13 protein-coding genes are annotated in these 15557 nt (G+C 63.9%); 8 read left to right on the plus strand and 5 right to left on the minus strand.

The window, feature by feature from the left end:
* The first annotated feature begins 4 nt into the window (after positions 1–4).
* The 3 genes from tauB to tauD are packed head-to-tail and all read left to right on the plus strand — an operon-like array spanning position 5 to position 2510.
* Positions 5–793: a taurine ABC transporter ATP-binding subunit gene (gene tauB / locus ACIPZG_RS11150; RefSeq protein WP_008094856.1), complete on the plus strand. Its 789-nt coding sequence runs from the start codon at positions 5–7 to the stop codon at positions 791–793.
* Positions 790–1629: a taurine ABC transporter permease TauC gene (tauC, locus tag ACIPZG_RS11155; protein ID WP_400713486.1), complete on the plus strand. Its 840-nt coding sequence runs from the start codon at positions 790–792 to the stop codon at positions 1627–1629. The genes tauB and tauC overlap by 4 nt, the downstream gene beginning before the upstream one ends.
* 47 nt (positions 1630–1676) lie before the next feature.
* Complete coding sequence (gene tauD / locus ACIPZG_RS11160) at positions 1677–2510, plus strand: taurine dioxygenase (RefSeq protein ID WP_400713489.1); 834 nt, start codon at positions 1677–1679, stop codon at positions 2508–2510.
* Positions 2511–2628: 118 nt separating this feature from the next.
* Here tauD and betT read toward each other — a convergent pair whose 3' ends face one another.
* Together betT and epsC are read right to left on the minus strand one after the other, a co-directional pair.
* Entirely contained in the window at positions 2629–4590 is a 1962-nt protein-coding gene (gene betT, locus ACIPZG_RS11165; protein WP_400638947.1) for a choline transporter BetT, read from the minus strand.
* 303 nt (positions 4591–4893) lie between these two features.
* Positions 4894–5826: a serine O-acetyltransferase EpsC gene (gene epsC, locus ACIPZG_RS11170; protein ID WP_008094852.1), complete on the minus strand. Its 933-nt coding sequence runs from the start codon at positions 5824–5826 to the stop codon at positions 4894–4896.
* A gap of 270 nt (positions 5827–6096) precedes the next feature.
* On the opposite strand from epsC, the gene tcyJ reads away from it, so the two are divergent.
* From tcyJ to tcyN, 3 genes are read left to right on the plus strand one after another with little or no spacing between them, the layout of a single operon-like run.
* Positions 6097–6891 (plus strand): cystine ABC transporter substrate-binding protein, encoded by a 795-nt coding sequence (tcyJ, locus tag ACIPZG_RS11175; RefSeq protein ID WP_400713492.1) that lies wholly within the window; start codon positions 6097–6099, stop codon positions 6889–6891.
* Positions 6888–7556, plus strand: coding sequence for a cystine ABC transporter permease (tcyL, locus tag ACIPZG_RS11180; protein ID WP_008094850.1), 669 nt, complete (start codon positions 6888–6890; stop codon positions 7554–7556). Before tcyJ ends, tcyL begins: the two co-directional genes overlap by 4 nt.
* 2 nt (positions 7557–7558) lie before the next feature.
* Positions 7559–8317 carry an L-cystine ABC transporter ATP-binding protein TcyN gene (tcyN, locus tag ACIPZG_RS11185; protein ID WP_400713495.1) on the plus strand — a complete coding sequence of 253 codons (759 nt, stop codon included), beginning with the start codon at positions 7559–7561 and terminating at the stop codon, positions 8315–8317.
* A 38-nt stretch (positions 8318–8355) separates the two neighbouring features.
* Here the strand turns inward: tcyN and dibA are convergent, their stop codons facing one another.
* Complete coding sequence (dibA, locus tag ACIPZG_RS11190; protein ID WP_400713498.1) at positions 8356–10251, minus strand: phosphodiesterase DibA; 1896 nt, start codon at positions 10249–10251, stop codon at positions 8356–8358.
* Positions 10252–10398: 147 nt separating this feature from the next.
* On the opposite strand from dibA, the gene desA reads away from it, so the two are divergent.
* Together desA and ACIPZG_RS11200 are read left to right on the plus strand one after the other, a co-directional pair.
* Positions 10399–11583: a delta-9 fatty acid desaturase DesA gene (gene desA / locus ACIPZG_RS11195; protein ID WP_400713501.1), complete on the plus strand. Its 1185-nt coding sequence runs from the start codon at positions 10399–10401 to the stop codon at positions 11581–11583.
* 141 nt (positions 11584–11724) lie between these two features.
* Positions 11725–12711, plus strand: a complete 987-nt coding sequence (locus tag ACIPZG_RS11200; RefSeq protein WP_400714078.1) for a GGDEF domain-containing protein — start codon at positions 11725–11727, stop codon at positions 12709–12711.
* 112 nt (positions 12712–12823) lie between these two features.
* Here ACIPZG_RS11200 and ACIPZG_RS11205 read toward each other — a convergent pair whose 3' ends face one another.
* On the minus strand, positions 12824–14065 hold the full coding sequence (locus ACIPZG_RS11205; RefSeq protein WP_400713504.1) for an HDOD domain-containing protein: 1242 nt from the start codon (positions 14063–14065) through the stop codon (positions 12824–12826).
* A 136-nt stretch (positions 14066–14201) separates the two neighbouring features.
* Positions 14202–15479, minus strand: coding sequence for a 4-aminobutyrate--2-oxoglutarate transaminase (gene gabT, locus ACIPZG_RS11210; protein WP_400638753.1), 1278 nt, complete (start codon positions 15477–15479; stop codon positions 14202–14204).
* Positions 15480–15557: the final 78 nt, after the last annotated feature.

The raw sequence follows: 15557 nt of genomic DNA on the forward strand, positions 1-15557 counted from the left end.
CGTCATGGCCTTGCTCGAACTGGAGCGCATCAGCGCACAGTACCCCGGCGCCAACACCCCGGTGCTGGCCGACATCAACCTGAGCCTGGGGCCTCGGCAACTGCTGGTGGCCCTCGGGCCATCGGGCAGCGGCAAGACCTCGCTGCTCAACCTGATCGCCGGTTTCGTCGCCCCCAGCGGCGGGCGCATCAGCCTCGATGGCGTGCCGGTGCAAGGCCCCGGCGCCGAACGCGGCGTAGTGTTCCAGGACGACGCCCTGCTGCCCTGGCAGAACGTGCTGGGCAATGTTGCCTTCGGCCTCGAACTTGCCGGCGTGCCACGCGCAGAACGTGAAGCCAAGGCGCGCGAAATGCTGGCCCTGGTCGATCTCGCCGGTTTCGGCGAGCGGCGCATCTGGCAATTGTCCGGCGGTCAGAAGCAACGCGTGGGCCTGGCCCGCGCGCTGGCAGCCGACCCACGGGTGCTGTTGATGGACGAGCCGTTCGGCGCACTCGACGCCTTTACCCGCGAACAGATGCAGGAACTGCTGCTGCAGGTGTGGCAGCGCACAGCCAAGCCGGTGTTCCTGATCACCCACGACATCGAAGAAGCAGTGTTCCTGGCCAGCGAGCTGGTACTGCTGGCGCCCAACCCGGGCCGTGTGGTCGAGCGCCTGCAACTGGACTTCGGCCAGCGCTACGCCGCCGGCGAGCCGGCTCGGGCGATCAAGTCCGATCCACGCTTCATCGAAACCCGCGAGCATGTGCTGGCGCGGGTGTTCTCCCAACGCCAAAGCCTGCAGGAGCCCGCATGAGCAGCATCGATCTGCCGGCCGCCGGCAAGCGCGACGCCCATACCCGGCCAGCCATCAGGGCCCGCCGCCCGCTTTCCACCCGCTGGATCAGCACATTGACCCTGGCCAGCCTGCTGCTGGTCTGGTGGCTGGTGACCGCTGCCGGCTGGATCGAACCGCTGTTCCTGCCCTCGCCCAGCGATATCCTGGCCAAGGGCTGGACCCTGCTCACCCAGGGCTACATGGACGCCAGCCTGTGGCAGCACCTGGGCGCCAGCCTGGGCCGTATCGGCCTGGCCCTGGCCGCCGCCACCCTGACTGCCATCCCGGTCGGCATCGCCATTGGCTACAACCGCGTGGCACGCGGCATCCTCGACCCGCTGATCGAGTTCTACCGGCCGATTCCGCCGCTGGCCTACCTGCCGCTGATCGTCATCTGGTGCGGGATCGGCGAGCTGTCCAAGGTGCTGCTGATCTACCTGGCGATCTTCGCCCCGATCGCCATCGCCACCGCCACCGGCGTGCGCACCGTCGACCCGGCCAAGCTGCGCGCCGCCCAGTCGCTGGGCGCCACCCGGGCCCAACTGATTCGCCATGTGATCCTGCCCAGCGCGCTGCCCGACATCCTCACCGGTATCCGCATCGGCCTGGGGGTCGGCTGGTCGACCCTGGTCGCCGCCGAACTGATCGCCGCTACCAGCGGCCTGGGCTTCATGGTGCAGTCGGCGGCGCAGTTCCTGGTCACCGATGTGGTGGTGCTGGGCATCCTGCTGATCGCCCTGATCGCCTTTGCCCTGGAGATGGGCCTGCGCGCCCTGCAACGCAAGCTGGTGCCCTGGCACGGGCAAAGCCACTGAATTGGACTGACCACGCCGGCAACCCGGCGCCTAGCACGAGATATGCCATGAGCCTGACCATTACCCCACTCAGCCCGGCGCTTGGCGCCCAGATCAGCGGCGTGGATATCAGCCGCGAGATCACCGCCGAGCAGCGCGACGCCATCGAGCAGGCGCTGCTCCAGCACCAGGTGCTGTTCTTCCGTGACCAACCGATTACGCCTGAGCAGCAAGCGCGCTTCGCTGCCCGCTTCGGTGATTTGCACATTCACCCGATCTACCCCAACGTGCCGGAAACCCCACAGGTGCTGGTGCTCGATACCGCCGTCACCGACGTGCGCGACAACGCCGTGTGGCACACCGACGTGACCTTCCTGCCCACCCCTGCGCTGGGTGCGGTGCTCAGCGCCAAGCAGCTGCCGGCCTACGGTGGCGACACCTTGTGGGCCAGCGGCATCGCCGCGTTCGAGGCGCTGTCGGCGCCGCTGCGCGAGATGCTCGACGGGCTGAGCGCGACGCATGATTTCACCAAATCATTCCCGCTGGAGCGTTTCGGTACCACCCCAGAGGACCTCGCGCGCTGGGAAGAAACCCGGCGCAAGAACCCACCGCTGTCGCACCCGGTGGTGCGCATCCACCCGGTGAGCGGGCGCAAGGCGCTGTTCGTCAACGAAGGGTTCACCACGCGGATCAACGAATTGAGCGAGCTGGAGAGCGAGGCGCTGCTGAAGCTGCTGTTCGCCCATGCGACGCGGCCGGAATTCAGCATTCGCTGGCGTTGGCAGGAGAATGACGTGGCGTTCTGGGATAACCGCGTGACGCAGCATTTTGCGGTGGATGACTACCGGCCGAATCGGCGGGTGATGCATCGGGCGACCATCCTTGGGGATGCGCCGTTCTGAAGGGCCTTGGGGAGGCCTTTGGCCTCCTTTCGCGACACAAGGCCGCTCCTACAGGTGACCGCGTGGTCTGCAGGAGCGGCCTTGTGTCGCGAAAGGGCCGCAAAGCGGCCCCAGCGATCTACCTGACCAGATGCAGGTACTGCATGTGCCGCTCGTACTGGTCGAGGATGTCGTTGATGATCTGCTCCTTGCTGTAGCCCACCAGATCATAATTCTGGCTGCCTTCGCTCAAGTGCACCTCCGCCCGGTAATAGCGACGGTTCTTCAACTCCTGAGTCCCCAACCCACCCAGCGCGAACGACGGCGTGAAGTAGCCACGCATCTGCACCTGGTAGATGAACGGCTGTTCCTCGCCATGGCCGACCTTCAGGCTGACGTTGTCATGGCTCGGGTCATCCTGGGTCACCAGCACCAACCCCTTCTGCTCGAACACTTCGCGCACGTCGGCAATCGCCGGGCGCACCACGTCGTCCATGAAGCGGTACACCTCATCCCGTGACGGGAAGTGCACGGCCTGGCTCAAGCGCTGCCGCCAACCACCACGACCGCGACGGGACTGGGCGAACGGCGCCAGCGAGTGCATCTGCGCGATCTGCCGCTGGCTCTCCAGGTAGAAGGCCTTGTGCAGCCCCCACATCATGCACAGCAGGATCAGCGAGAACGGCAGCGACGTCAGCACCACCGCCGATTTCAGCGAATCGATGCTGCCGGCGAACAGCAGGCCGCTGGTGATCAGCGCGGTCATCACGCCCCAGAAGATACGCAGCCAGTTCGGGCCGTCTTCGTCGGCGTCACCGCCCTTGGCCGACAAGGTCGACAGCACCACCGTGCCGGAGTCGGCCGAGGTGACGAAGAACACGAAGCTGATGAACACCGTCACCGCGATGACTGTCTTGCTCCACGGGTAGGTTTCCAGCAGCAGGTACAAACTCATCGAGGGGTTGTCCAAGGCCGACTGCCCGAGGGCTGTCATGCCGTGGTTGATCACCTGGTCGAGCGCGCTGTTGCCGAAGATCGACATCCACGCCAGGGTGAAGCCGAGCGGAATCAGCAGCACGCCGAAGACGAACTCACGGATGGTGCGGCCACGGGAAATACGCGCGATGAACAGCCCCACGAACGGCGCCCAGGCAATCCACCAGGCCCAGTAGAACACCGTCCAGCCACCCAGCCAGTCGCGATTCTCGCCGTAGGCGTACACGTCGAAACTCTTGCGCGGCAAGGCCCCCAGGTAATCGCCGAGGTTCTGGATCAAGGTGTTGAACAAATGCTGGGTGGGCCCTGCGAACAGCACGAACAGCAGCAGCGCGCAGGCCAAGAACAGGTTGATGTCGCTCATCACCCGCACGCCCTTCTCCACCCCGGCGACCGCCACGGCCACCGCCGCGCCCATCATCAAGGCGATGAGCATCACCTGCACCCACTGGCTGTGGCTGATACCGAACAGGTAATCGAGGCCGGCATTGAGGTGCAGCACGCCGAAGCCCATGTCGGCCCCCAGGCCGAACACCGTGGCGATGATGCCGAAGCCATCCACCGCGTAGCCGATCGGCCCGTTGATGCGCTTGCCGATCAGCGGGTACAGCGCCGAGCGCAAGGCCAGCGGCAGGTTGTGGCGGTAGGCGAAATAGGCCAGCGCCATGCCGACGAAGGCGAACACGCCCCAGCCATGCAGGCCCCAGTGCAGGAACAGGATCTGCATCGCCTGGCGCCCGGCTTCCGCGGTACCGGCCTCGCCTTGCGGCGGCTGCAGCATGTGCGTCAGCGGTTCGGAGACGCAGAAGAAGAACAGGGTGATGCTGATGCCGGCGGCGAACAGCATCCCGGCCCACGACAGGTAGCTGAACTCGGGTTCGTCGTGGTCGGCACCGAGCTTGATCTTGCCGTAGCCGGACAAGGCGGTGACCACCACGAAGACCAGGTACAGCGTCATGGCCAGCATGTAGTACCAGCCGACCGTGTTGGCCGCCCAGTTCTGCGCCGCCATCAGCCATTCGCCGGCGGCTTGCGGGAAGGCGATGACCACCAGGCCGAAGAGAAGGATGAAACTTGCCGCGAAGTAGAAAACCGGGGGGTTCATGCGCATCTTGCCGGTGGCAAGAGAGGGGTTCGGTGCACTCATTTTGCATGCACCTCGTCGATTGACGTGAGGTTCGGGTTGAACGGGTTCAGCAAAGGAATCCTCCTGTTGAACACCGGCAGCGGACCAGCGTTTTTCGTTGAACAAGCGTTCAAGTTAAACATGGATTGGATTTCAATGCGAACCGGGGGGCTGATCGGTGCCTGGCAGGTCTGCCCTCATCGCGGATAAATCCGCTCCTACAAGCGGAGGTGAAACTGTAGGAGCGGATTTATCCGCGATGAAGCCAGTACAGCCCTCAGCTCAGTTCTTGTCCTGGCAATCCAGCTGCAAATTCGCCTGGGTGATGTTGCTCTCCGCCGGCACGCTGCGGGTCAGCCAAACGTTACCGCCAATGGTCGAGCCCTTGCCGATGGTGATACGCCCCAGGATCGTCGCCCCCGCATAGATCACCACATCGTCCTCGACGATCGGGTGGCGCGGCAGGCCCTTGTGCAGCGTCCCCGACTCATCGCTAGGGAAGCGCTTGGCACCCAGCGTGACCGCCTGGTAGATGCGCACCCGCTCGCCGATGATCGCGGTCTCGCCGATCACCACGCCGGTGCCATGGTCGATGAAGAAACTCTGGCCGATCTGCGCGCCGGGGTGAATGTCGATGCCCGTGGCCGAGTGCGCCAGCTCCGAACTGATCCGCGCCAGCAACGGCAAACCGGCCTGGTACAGGTGGTGGGCCAGGCGGTGATGGATGATCGCCAGAATCCCCGGGTAGCACAGCAGGACTTCATCGACGCTGCGCGCCGCCGGATCACCGTGGTAAGCCGCCAGCACGTCGGTATCGAGCAGCACCCGCAGGCCCGGTAGCGCCGCGGCGAAATCCTGGATCAGGCGCAGGGCCTGGCCATCGACTGCAACCGAGTCGCCCTTGCTTTGGCGTGCGGCGTAACGCAGCTCAAGGCGTGCCTGGGCCAGCAAGGCGGTCAGCGCCGCATCCAGGGTATGGCCCACGTAGAAATCTTCGCTCTCCTCGCGCAGGTCCACCGGGCCCAGGCGCATCGGGAACAGCGCCCCGCACAGTTGCTCGAGGATCTGGCGCATCGCCTCGCGCGAGGGCAACTCGCGACCGCCCTGCTCGCCAATGCTGCGGCCATTGCGGCTGCGCCACTGCTCACGGGCACCGCGCAGGCCGCTGACGATGCTGTGCAACTGCCAATGCGCGGATGATGGTTGTTCGCTCACGGGGTTCTCCTGCCAGTGGGGCAATCTGTGGTTTTGCAATCCACTCTACGGCAAATCCGTCCCTTGGAAAAAACAACGCTTTATTCCATCCTGCGCTAAGTCAGGCATAAGCGGCGATGACGAACCGGGCATCCTCGCCTACCCTCAAAACAGCCGAATCCTGAATATTTTCAAAAACGCATAAGAAAATAAGTTTTTATTATTTCCTGGCCTATGAAGCCAACTCTATAGTCGCCACCCACTACTTCCACAACAAGCGCGGGGCCTGACATGTCGAAATTCGCCAAACCGCTTCTCAACGCCAGCCTGGCCATCCTTCTGGGCGCCGGCCTGCTCAGCCAGGCATTCGCCGGCGAGCAATTGAAGACCATCCAGGAAAAAGGCGTGATCAACGTCGGCCTCGAAGGCACCTACCCGCCCTTCAGCTTCCAGGATGAAAACGGCAAGCTGGCCGGCTTCGAGGTCGAGCTGTCGGAGCTGCTGGCCAAGGAGCTGGGGGTCGAGGCCAAGATCCAGCCGACCAAGTGGGACGGCATTCTCGCCGCGCTGGAATCCAAGCGCCTGGACGTGGTGGTCAACCAGGTGACCATCTCCGAGGAGCGCAAGAAGAAGTACGACTTCTCCGAGCCCTACACCGTTTCCGGTATCCAGGCGCTGGTCCTGAAGAAAAAGGCCGATGAGCTGAAGATCAAGACAGCACAAGACCTGGCCGGCAAGAAAGTCGGCGTGGGCCTGGGCACCAACTACGAACAGTGGGTCAAGCAGGACGTACCGAAAGCAGAAGTGCGCACCTACGAGGATGACCCGAGCAAGTTCGCCGACCTGCGCAACGGCCGCATCGACGCCATCCTGATCGACCGCCTGGCCGCGCTGGAGTACGCGCAGAAAGCCAAGGACACCGAACTGGCCGGCGATGCCTTCTCGCGCCTGGAAAGCGGCGTGGCCCTGCGCAAAGGCGAGCCTGAACTGCTGGCGGCCATCAACAAGGCCATCGACAAGCTCAAGGCTGATGGCACGCTGGCCAAACTGTCCGAGAAATACTTCGGTGCCGATGTCACCCAATGATCGCTGAAAGCCTGCAACTGGTAGTCGACTCCACGCCCTTCCTCCTGAAGGGCGCGGGTTATACCGTGCTGCTGAGTGTCGGCGGCATGTTCTTCGGCCTGGTGCTGGGCTTTGCCCTGGCGCTGATGCGGCTGTCGAAGATCCTGCCGCTGAACTGGCTGGCACGCATCTATGTCTCGTTCTTCCGGGGCACGCCGCTGCTGGTGCAGCTGTTCGTGATCTACTTCGGCATGCCGCAGATCGGCATCGAGCTCGATCCGATCCCGGCCTCGCTGATCGGCCTGTCGCTGAACATGGCCGCCTACATCTGCGAAATTCTCCGTGCGGCGATTTCTTCCATCGACCGTGGTCAGTGGGAAGCCTGTGCCAGCATCGGCATGACCCGCACCCAGGCCATGCGCCGCACCATCCTGCCGCAGGCCCTGCGCACCGCGCTGCCGCCTTTGGGCAACAGCTTCATCTCGCTGGTCAAGGACACCGCCCTGGCGGCAACCATCCAGGTGCCGGAGCTGTTCCGCCAGGCGCAGCTGATTACGGCGCGCACCTTCGAAGTGTTCACCATGTACCTGGCGGTGGCGGTGATCTACTGGATCCTCTGCAGCATCCTCGCGCACTTCCAGAACCGCATGGAAGCGCGGGTCAACCAGCACGACCAGGAGCACTGAAGATGATCGTCGTAGAAGGCCTGTCCAAGCAGTTCAAGGGCCAGACCGTGCTCAACGGCATCGACCTGACCGTGCAGCCCGGCGAAGTGGTGGCCATCATCGGCCCCAGTGGCTCGGGCAAGACCACCTTCCTGCGCTGCCTGAACCTGCTGGAAACCCCGGACGCCGGGCGCATCCGCATCGGCGACATCAGCATCGATGCCAACCGCCCGCTGGGTGGGCAGCAAAGTGCGATCCGCCGTTTGCGCCAGCAGGCCGGGTTCGTGTTCCAGAACTTCAACCTGTTTCCCCATCGCACGGCCCTGGAGAACGTCATCGAAGGGCCGGTGATCGTCAAGAAGACCCCTCGCGAGCAGGCCATCGAGCTGGGCCGGCGCTTGATGGCCAAGGTTGGCCTGGCGGGCAAGGAAGACGCCTACCCCCGGCGTCTTTCGGGCGGCCAGCAGCAGCGCGTGGCCATCGCCCGTGCTTTGGCCATGGAGCCGGAGGTAATCCTGTTCGACGAACCCACCTCGGCGCTCGACCCGGAACTGGTCGGTGAAGTACTGGCGACCATCCGGGGGCTGGCTGAAGAAAAGCGCACCATGATCATCGTCACCCACGAGATGAGCTTTGCCCGTGATGTGGCGAACCGGGTGATCTTTTTCGACAAAGGGGTGATCGTCGAGCAAGGCGAGGCCAAGGCGCTGTTCGCCAGTCCCAGGGAAGAGCGGACCCGGCAGTTCTTGCGCAAGTTTCTCGGGACTGCGGCTTCCGAATAACTCACTGGCCCTATCGCCGGCTTGCCGGCTATTGGGCCTCAACCCCAACGCAGATCCTCAGCCGGCACCGGCCGCCCAAACCAATACCCCTGCCCCAGCTGGCACTGCTGCTCCAGCAGGAACCTGGCCTGCTCCGCCTGCTCGATGCCCTCGGCATGCACCTGCATGCCCATGCTCCGCGCCAATGCAATGATCACCCGCACGATCGCGATGTCGTCGTCATCCAGCGGCAGACCGGCAACGAAGCCCTGGTCGATCTTCAGCTTCTGCACCGGCAAGCGCTTGAGCCGCAGCAGCGACGAATAGCCGGTGCCAAAGTCGTCGATCGCCAGGCTCAGGCCCAACTCGCGCAAGCGGTGCAATTGCTCCAGCGCCACCTCCGGATCTTCCATCACCGCACTTTCGGTCACTTCCAGCTCCAGCAATGCAGGGTCCAGACCGGTTGCGTGCAGCACCTCGGCCACCTGCCGATACAACTCGCGCTGACCGAACAGCCGGCTGGACAGGTTGACGGCGACAAACGCCAGATCGCGCCCCTCCTCCTGCCACTGGACCATCTGCCGGCACGCCCGGCGCAGCACCCAGGCATCGATATCGGCGATCAAGCCAGTCCGCTCGGCGATGGGGATGAATTCACCCGGCGGCACCAGGCCCCGCTGCGGGTGCTGCCAGCGCACCAGCGCCTCGACCCCGACCATGCGCGTGCTGAACAGGTCGAAAACCGGCTGGTAGAACACCCGCAGTTCATCCTGCTCCAGGGCACGGCGCAGCTCGCCTGCGGTTTCCACTCGGTGCTGGGCGTGGGCGGTGAGCTCTTCGGTGTACAGCGCGTAACAGGCACGGCCATTGGTCTTGGCCTTGAACAAAGCCGAATCGGCGTTGCGCAGCAACTGCTCGGCACCCAGCGCATCACTGGGAAACAGGCTGATTCCGACACTGGCACTGATGAACAGCCGGTGACCTTCGAACTCGAACGGTTCGCGCAGGCGCTCGATGATGCTCTGCGCCAGCTTGCCGGCCTGGCCGACCTCCTGGCAGTTCTCGGCCAGCATGGCAAACTCGTCACCGCCCAGGCGCGCCAGGGTCACGCCGTTGCCCAGCAGGTCGCGCAGGCGGTCGCCCACCAGCTTGAGCAACTGGTCGCCAATGGTGTGGCCCAGGCCGTCGTTGATGCTCTGGAAATGGTCCAGGTCGAGCAGCAGCAAGGCGCAGCCACGTTTGTTGGCCTCGGCTGCGGCCAGCGCCTGCTCGACGCGATCGTTGAACAGCAGGCGGTTGGGCAGGCCGGTGAGCGGGTCGTGGTGGGCGAGGAAGGCCAGTTCCTGCTCGGAGTGCTTGATTGCGCTGATGTCACTGAACACGGCCACATAATGGGTCAGCTCGCCGCTGTCGTCGCGGATGGCACAGATGGTCTGCCACTGCGGGTAGATCTCGCCGCTCTTGCGCCGATTCCAGATTTCCCCGCTCCACTCGCCCTTCTCGGCCAGGGTGGTGTAGATCTGCTGGTAGAACGCCACCCCGTGGCGGCCCGACTTGAACTTGCTCGGGCGCTGGCCGAGCACTTCGTCCTGCTGATAGCCCGTGATGCGCATGAAGGCGCGGTTGACGTGCACGATCACGCCTTGGCGGTCGGTGACCAGCACGCCTTCCAGGGTGCTGTCGAATACCGCTGCGGCCATGCGCAGGCGCTCGCGATCATCGCGACGCAGGCGCGCGCCGATACCGATGAAATTGAGCAGGCGAGCACGGGAAAAAAAGATCAGCAAGGCACTGACCAGTACCCAGACCACCACATTGATCTGCCGGCCCACGGTCAGCGCCAGGGGGTCATCGGTCAGGCTGCGCAGCACCAGCTCGGCCAGCACCAGCCACAGGAACGAGAGCACCACGTAAAGCGCGGCCATGCGCAAGGCGTCGCGAACGGAAACAGACATGTCGGGGGGAAAAGCCCATGAAAAAGGATGGGGCATTATAAAGGCAGAAACATACCGTGACGTCCTATCTGAAAGGGTGACTGGTTTTATTTCCCTACCAAGGGATAATCAGAACCTTCCCCTGCATTTTCGAGGGTTTCCTTACCTATGTGGTACAACGGTCTACTCGACTTGTCGGTCTGGCAACTGGTCGGCGTCACCCTGCTGATGACCCATGTGACCATCGTCAGCGTCACCATCTACCTGCACCGCTACTCCGCCCACCGAGCGCTGGAGCTCAACGGCGCGCTCAAGCACTTCTTCCGCTTCTGGCTGTGGCTGACCACGGCGCAGAACACCCGCGAGTGGACTGCCGTGCACCGCAAGCACCACGCCAAGTGCGAAACCCCCGATGACCCGCACAGCCCGGTGCACAAAGGCTTGAGCACGGTGCTGCGCAAAGGGGCCGAACTTTACCGTGAAGAAGCACGAAACCCTGAGACGCTGCGCATCTACGGCAAGAACTGCCCGGAAGACTGGATCGAGCGCAACCTCTATTCGCGCTACAAGCTCGGCGGCATCGTCCTGATGGCGGTCATCGACCTGCTGCTGTTCGGCACCCTCGGCATCACCGTGTGGGCCATCCAGATGATGTGGATTCCGTTCTGGGCCGCTGGCGTGGTCAACGGCCTGGGGCACGCGGTCGGCTACCGCAACTTCGAATGCCGCGACGCCGCCACCAACCTGGTGCCCTGGGGCATCATCATTGGCGGCGAAGAGCTGCACAACAATCACCACACCTACCCCAACTCCGCCAAGCTGTCGGTCAAGCGCTGGGAGTTCGACATGGGCTGGGCGTGGATACGCATCCTGTGCATGCTGCGCCTGGCCAAGGTGCAGCGCGTGGCACCCATCGCCCATCGCGTCGAGGGCAAGGCCAACCTGGACATGGACACCGCCATGGCCATCCTCAACAACCGCTTCCAGATCATGGCCCAGTACCGCAAGCTGGTGATCGGCCCGCTGGTCAAGCAGGAGCTGGACAAGGTCGACGCTTCGATGCGCCACCGTTTCCGCCGCGCCAAGCGCCTGCTGTCGCGGGAAACCAGCCTGCTGCAAGACCGCCACCATGTGCGCATCGAGTCCATGCTTGCCCACAGCCAGGCGCTCAAGACCATCTACGAGAAACGCCTGGCACTGCAACAGATCTGGGCCCGCACCAGCGCCAACGGCCACGACATGCTGGCGGCGATGAAAGACTGGGTACACGAGGCCGAGGCCAGCGGCATCCATGCCCTTCGCGACTTCGCCGGGCAACTCAAGACCTACTCCCTGCGCCCCACCGGCGCCTGAAGCCGTTGATCGGCACGCCCCGTTCCAGGGCGTGCCGCTTCGGAACTTCAGCCCCTCCAACACACTCGAATTCGGCACATCGCCTGCGTGGCGGGCCGGTTCGTGGCCGCGCGCTTTCCCGTCGAGAACCGCTCCGTGCACATGGCCAAGAACATCAATTCATCCCTGCCCGGCAATTCACCACCCGTAGCCGCCCAGACCTTGCTTGCCCTGCTCCACGCCCAGGGCGAAGTGGCCCGACTCAGCGAACGCGAGCAGCTCTACAGCGCCCTGCTGGACAGCGTCAACGCCGTACTCTGGGCGTTCGATTGGGAAACCCGCAAGGTGCTCTACGTCAGCCCCGCCTACGAGCGCATCTTCGGTCGCCCGGCCAGCCTGGTGCTGGCCGACTACAACGAGTGGCGCGACAGCATCTATCCCGACGACCTGGAATATGCCGAGCGCAGCCTCGCCCAGGTGCTGCTCAAGGGCGCGGTGGAAGACCGCGAGTACCGCATTCTCAACGCCAGCGGCCAGGTGCGCTGGCTGAGCGACAAGTGCTACATCAACCAGCAACGCGAAGGCGACCGGGTGATCATCGTCGGCATCGCCGAAGACATCACCGAGAAGAAGCAGTTCGAAGGCGAACTGCAGCGCCTGGCCACCACCGATGCGCTGACCCAGAGCAGCAACCGCCGGTACTTCTTCGACTGCGCCCGCCAGGCCTTCGACAGCGCCCGCGAGGGTGGCACGCCGCTGGCGTTCCTGCTGCTGGACATCGATGACTTCAAGCAGATCAACGACAGCTACGGCCACCAGGAGGGTGACCAGGTGCTGCAGCGCATCGCTGACACCGGCAAGGCCGTGCTCCGTCGCGGCGATTTGTTCGGGCGCATTGGCGGTGAAGAATTCGCCGCCGTGTTCCCCGGTTGCACTGCACAGGTTGCCGCGCAGATTGCCGAGCGGCTGCAGCGGGAGATTCAGCGATTGAGCTTCTGCCATGGCGGGCAGCAATACGGGGTGACGGTGAGCCAGGGGGTGACCGAGCTGACCGGTGAGGACGAATCGCTGGACAGCTTGTTTGGCCGGGCCGATGCGGCGATGTATCAGGCCAAGCGGCAGGGCAAGAATCAGATAGTGCTGGGGTAGCTGGGGGCGCTTTGCGCCCCTTTCGCGACACAAGGCCGCTCCTACAGGAGATCGCGTACCTCGGTAGGAGCGGCCTTGTGTCGCGAAAGGGCCGCAAAGCGGCCCCAGGGTCTCAAGTCGAAATATCTTCTTCAGAAACCGGTGGCTCTTTGGCGTCCACCTTGCGCAGCCGGTTCAACTCCGGCAACCCTACTTTGAGCAACCGCGCCGTCTTGTTGTCGGCCATCCTCTCCAGCCCTTGGTCCGCCGGCAGCCGCGCCAATTGCCCAGCCAGGTTCATGGCCAGGATCTCGCGCGAATACACCCCGCCGCCCAGCTGGTAGATCGCCGCGATCAGTTCACGCAGGCTCAGCGGCAAGCGCCAGCGGGTACGCAAGGCCGAGCCGAACGCTGCGCCGAACTCATCCAACGCCGACTTCACCCGCGCCTCGTCCAGCTCTCCCCCGGCAAGGCGCCATTCCTGCAGGCAGCGCAGCACCGCCAGGTCACCCAGGCAATGCAAAAGGCCCGCGCAATAGCACCGCTCCTGATCCAGTTCGAGCATGCGCGCCAGGGAACGGGCGTACTCGGCGGTATGCAGCGACAGGTTCCAGAAGTGCGCGGCGTGCTTCGCCAGCAAGGGGTCACTCAGGCGCGCGCTGCGCTTGAGGGTCAGGCCCAGGATCAGGTTCATGCTCTGGGTGCTGCCTAGCTTGTTCAGCGCCTGCAGCAAGGTTTGCACCGGCGCGTCGCGGTGCAGGGCGGCGCTGTTGGCGGCCGCGATCAAAACCGCAGTGATCTGCGGGTCGTTGCGCACTTCCTCCTCCAGCACCTTGAGGTTCAGGCCTTGGGGGTTGAGCGCACGCTTGATCGCCAGCTGCACATCGGCAAACAGCGGGCCACCGTCGGCGCTGGCCCGGCGCTGTTCGAGGAAGGCCGGCAAGCTGGCATCCGGTTTCAAGGGCGGCACGGGGCAGGCGATCTGTTCGCCTACGGCCAGCAGCAGCTCTTCCAGACGCTTGCGCAGGTTGTCCATGTTCAACGGCTTGCTCAGGTAAGCCGTGGGATGCAACGGCAGCGCTTCGCGCACGCTGGCACTGTCGCTGCGGCTGCTCATGAGGATGAACGGCAGGCCCGGCCCCTTGGCGCGCACCTTGCGCAGCAAGTCGAGGCCATCGACACCCGCCAGTTCACGGGCGGCAATGATCAGGTCGGGTTTGCTGGCCAGGGCGGTCAGCGCCTGTGAACCGTCGGCACACACTTGTAGCCGGGCATCGCAGCGTACGCTGAGGAGCATTTCGCGAAGCATGTCGCGTACCCACGGATCGCCTTCGGCAATCAGTACGCTAGGTGGTGTGGGGTCTGCAGCGCTCATGGCCAACTCCTAATATCCCTGACACGCAATCCGTCGCAGCTTCCAAGGCAAGTCCTGCCACAACCATAGCGTCACGGGCCTTTGTTGGGCACAAAAAAAACCCGCCTAGGCGGGTTTTTTTATGAAGCGCGTCACATCAAGCGAGTTCAGCGAAGCACTCTTCGATGATGGCCAGGCCTTTGTCCAGCAGTGCGTCTTCGGCGGTCAGCGGAACCAGGATACGCAGGACGTTGCCGTAGGTGCCGCAGGACAGCAGGATCAGACCCTTGTCACGTGCCTTGGCAACCACTTGGGCGACGGCAGCAGCGTTCGGGGTGTGGGTGCCTTTCTCGAAGACTTCCACAGCGATCATCGAGCCCATGGCGCGAACGTCGCCGATGATTGGGTTTTTGGCTTGGATCTGCTTCAGGCCGGCAACCAGACGCTCGCCAACAGCCTTGCTGCGGTCGAGCAGTTTTTCTTCTTCGAACACTTCGATCACGGCCAGGGCCGCAGCGCAAGCGATCGGCGAACCGGCATAGGTACCGCCCAGGCCGCCTGGGGCGATGGCGTCCATGTACTCGGCCTTGCCGCACACACCGGCCAGCGGGAAGCCGCCAGCGATGGACTTGGCGAAGGTGGTCAGGTCAGGCGCGACGCCCATCTGCTCCATGGCGAAGAAGGTGCCAGTACGGCCAGCGCCGGTCTGTACTTCGTCGGCGATCAGCAGAATGCCGTGCTGGTCGCACAGGGCGCGCAGACGCTTCATCAGCTCTTTCGGAGCAGGGATGAAGCCACCCTCGCCCTGAACGGGCTCGAGGATGATCGCGGCGATGTCCTTAGGCTCGGCGTCGTTCTTGAAGATGCGCTCGATCGAAGCGATGGCGTCGTCAACGCTCACACCGTGCAGTTCGTTCGGGAACAGTGCGCGGAAGATGCCGCCTGGCATCAGGCCCATGCCAGCGGAGTACGGAACGACCTTGCCGGTCAGGCCCAGGGTCATCATGGTACGGCCGTGGTAAGCGCCGGTGAAGGCGATCACGCCAGCACGGCCGGTGGCAGCACGGGCGATCTTGATGGCGTTTTCAACTGCTTCAGAGCCGGTGGTGACCAGCAGGGTCTTCTTGTCGAAGTCGCCTGGGACCAGCTTGTTGATCTTCTCGCACAGCTCTACGTAGGGCTCGTAGGCCAGAACCTGGAAGCAGGTGTGGCTAACTTTGGTCAGCTGCTCTTGCACGGCCGCAACCACTTTCGGGTGCAGGTGGCCGGTGTTCAGTACTGCGATGCCACCGGCGAAGTCGATCAGTTCGCGGCCTTCAACGTCGATCACGGTCGAGTTCTTCGCGGTATCGACGAAGATCGGGTGGATCTGGCCAACGCCACGTGGGACGGCGGCGACACGACGTTGCATCAAGGATTCGTTGGTCTTGCTCATAATGCCCTCATTTGCGCCGGTCAGCGGCGCCTTTACTCGGGGGTGGCTGGGAGTGCCCTTGATCAGTATTCGTTGATC

This window comes from Pseudomonas sp. NPDC089395, from assembly GCF_044749525.1.
Taxonomy (GTDB): domain Bacteria; phylum Pseudomonadota; class Gammaproteobacteria; order Pseudomonadales; family Pseudomonadaceae; genus Aquipseudomonas.

Bases quoted from the DNA above. Each gene is read 5' to 3' on its own strand.
- tauB (WP_008094856.1), top strand. From the start codon at position 5: ATGGCCTTGCTCGAACTGGAGCGCATCAGCGCACAGTACCCCGGCGCC.
- tauC (WP_400713486.1), top strand. From the start codon at position 790: ATGAGCAGCATCGATCTGCCGGCCGCCGGCAAGCGCGACGCCCATACC.
- tauD (WP_400713489.1), top strand. From the start codon at position 1,677: ATGAGCCTGACCATTACCCCACTCAGCCCGGCGCTTGGCGCCCAGATC.
- betT (WP_400638947.1), bottom strand. From the start codon at position 4,590: ATGAACCCCCCGGTTTTCTACTTCGCGGCAAGTTTCATCCTTCTCTTC.
- tcyJ (WP_400713492.1), top strand. From the start codon at position 6,097: ATGTCGAAATTCGCCAAACCGCTTCTCAACGCCAGCCTGGCCATCCTT.
- tcyL (WP_008094850.1), top strand. From the start codon at position 6,888: ATGATCGCTGAAAGCCTGCAACTGGTAGTCGACTCCACGCCCTTCCTC.
- tcyN (WP_400713495.1), top strand. From the start codon at position 7,559: ATGATCGTCGTAGAAGGCCTGTCCAAGCAGTTCAAGGGCCAGACCGTG.
- dibA (WP_400713498.1), bottom strand. From the start codon at position 10,251: ATGTCTGTTTCCGTTCGCGACGCCTTGCGCATGGCCGCGCTTTACGTG.
- desA (WP_400713501.1), top strand. From the start codon at position 10,399: ATGTGGTACAACGGTCTACTCGACTTGTCGGTCTGGCAACTGGTCGGC.
- ACIPZG_RS11200 (WP_400714078.1), top strand. From the start codon at position 11,725: ATGGCCAAGAACATCAATTCATCCCTGCCCGGCAATTCACCACCCGTA.
- ACIPZG_RS11205 (WP_400713504.1), bottom strand. From the start codon at position 14,065: ATGAGCGCTGCAGACCCCACACCACCTAGCGTACTGATTGCCGAAGGC.
- gabT (WP_400638753.1), bottom strand. From the start codon at position 15,479: ATGAGCAAGACCAACGAATCCTTGATGCAACGTCGTGTCGCCGCCGTC.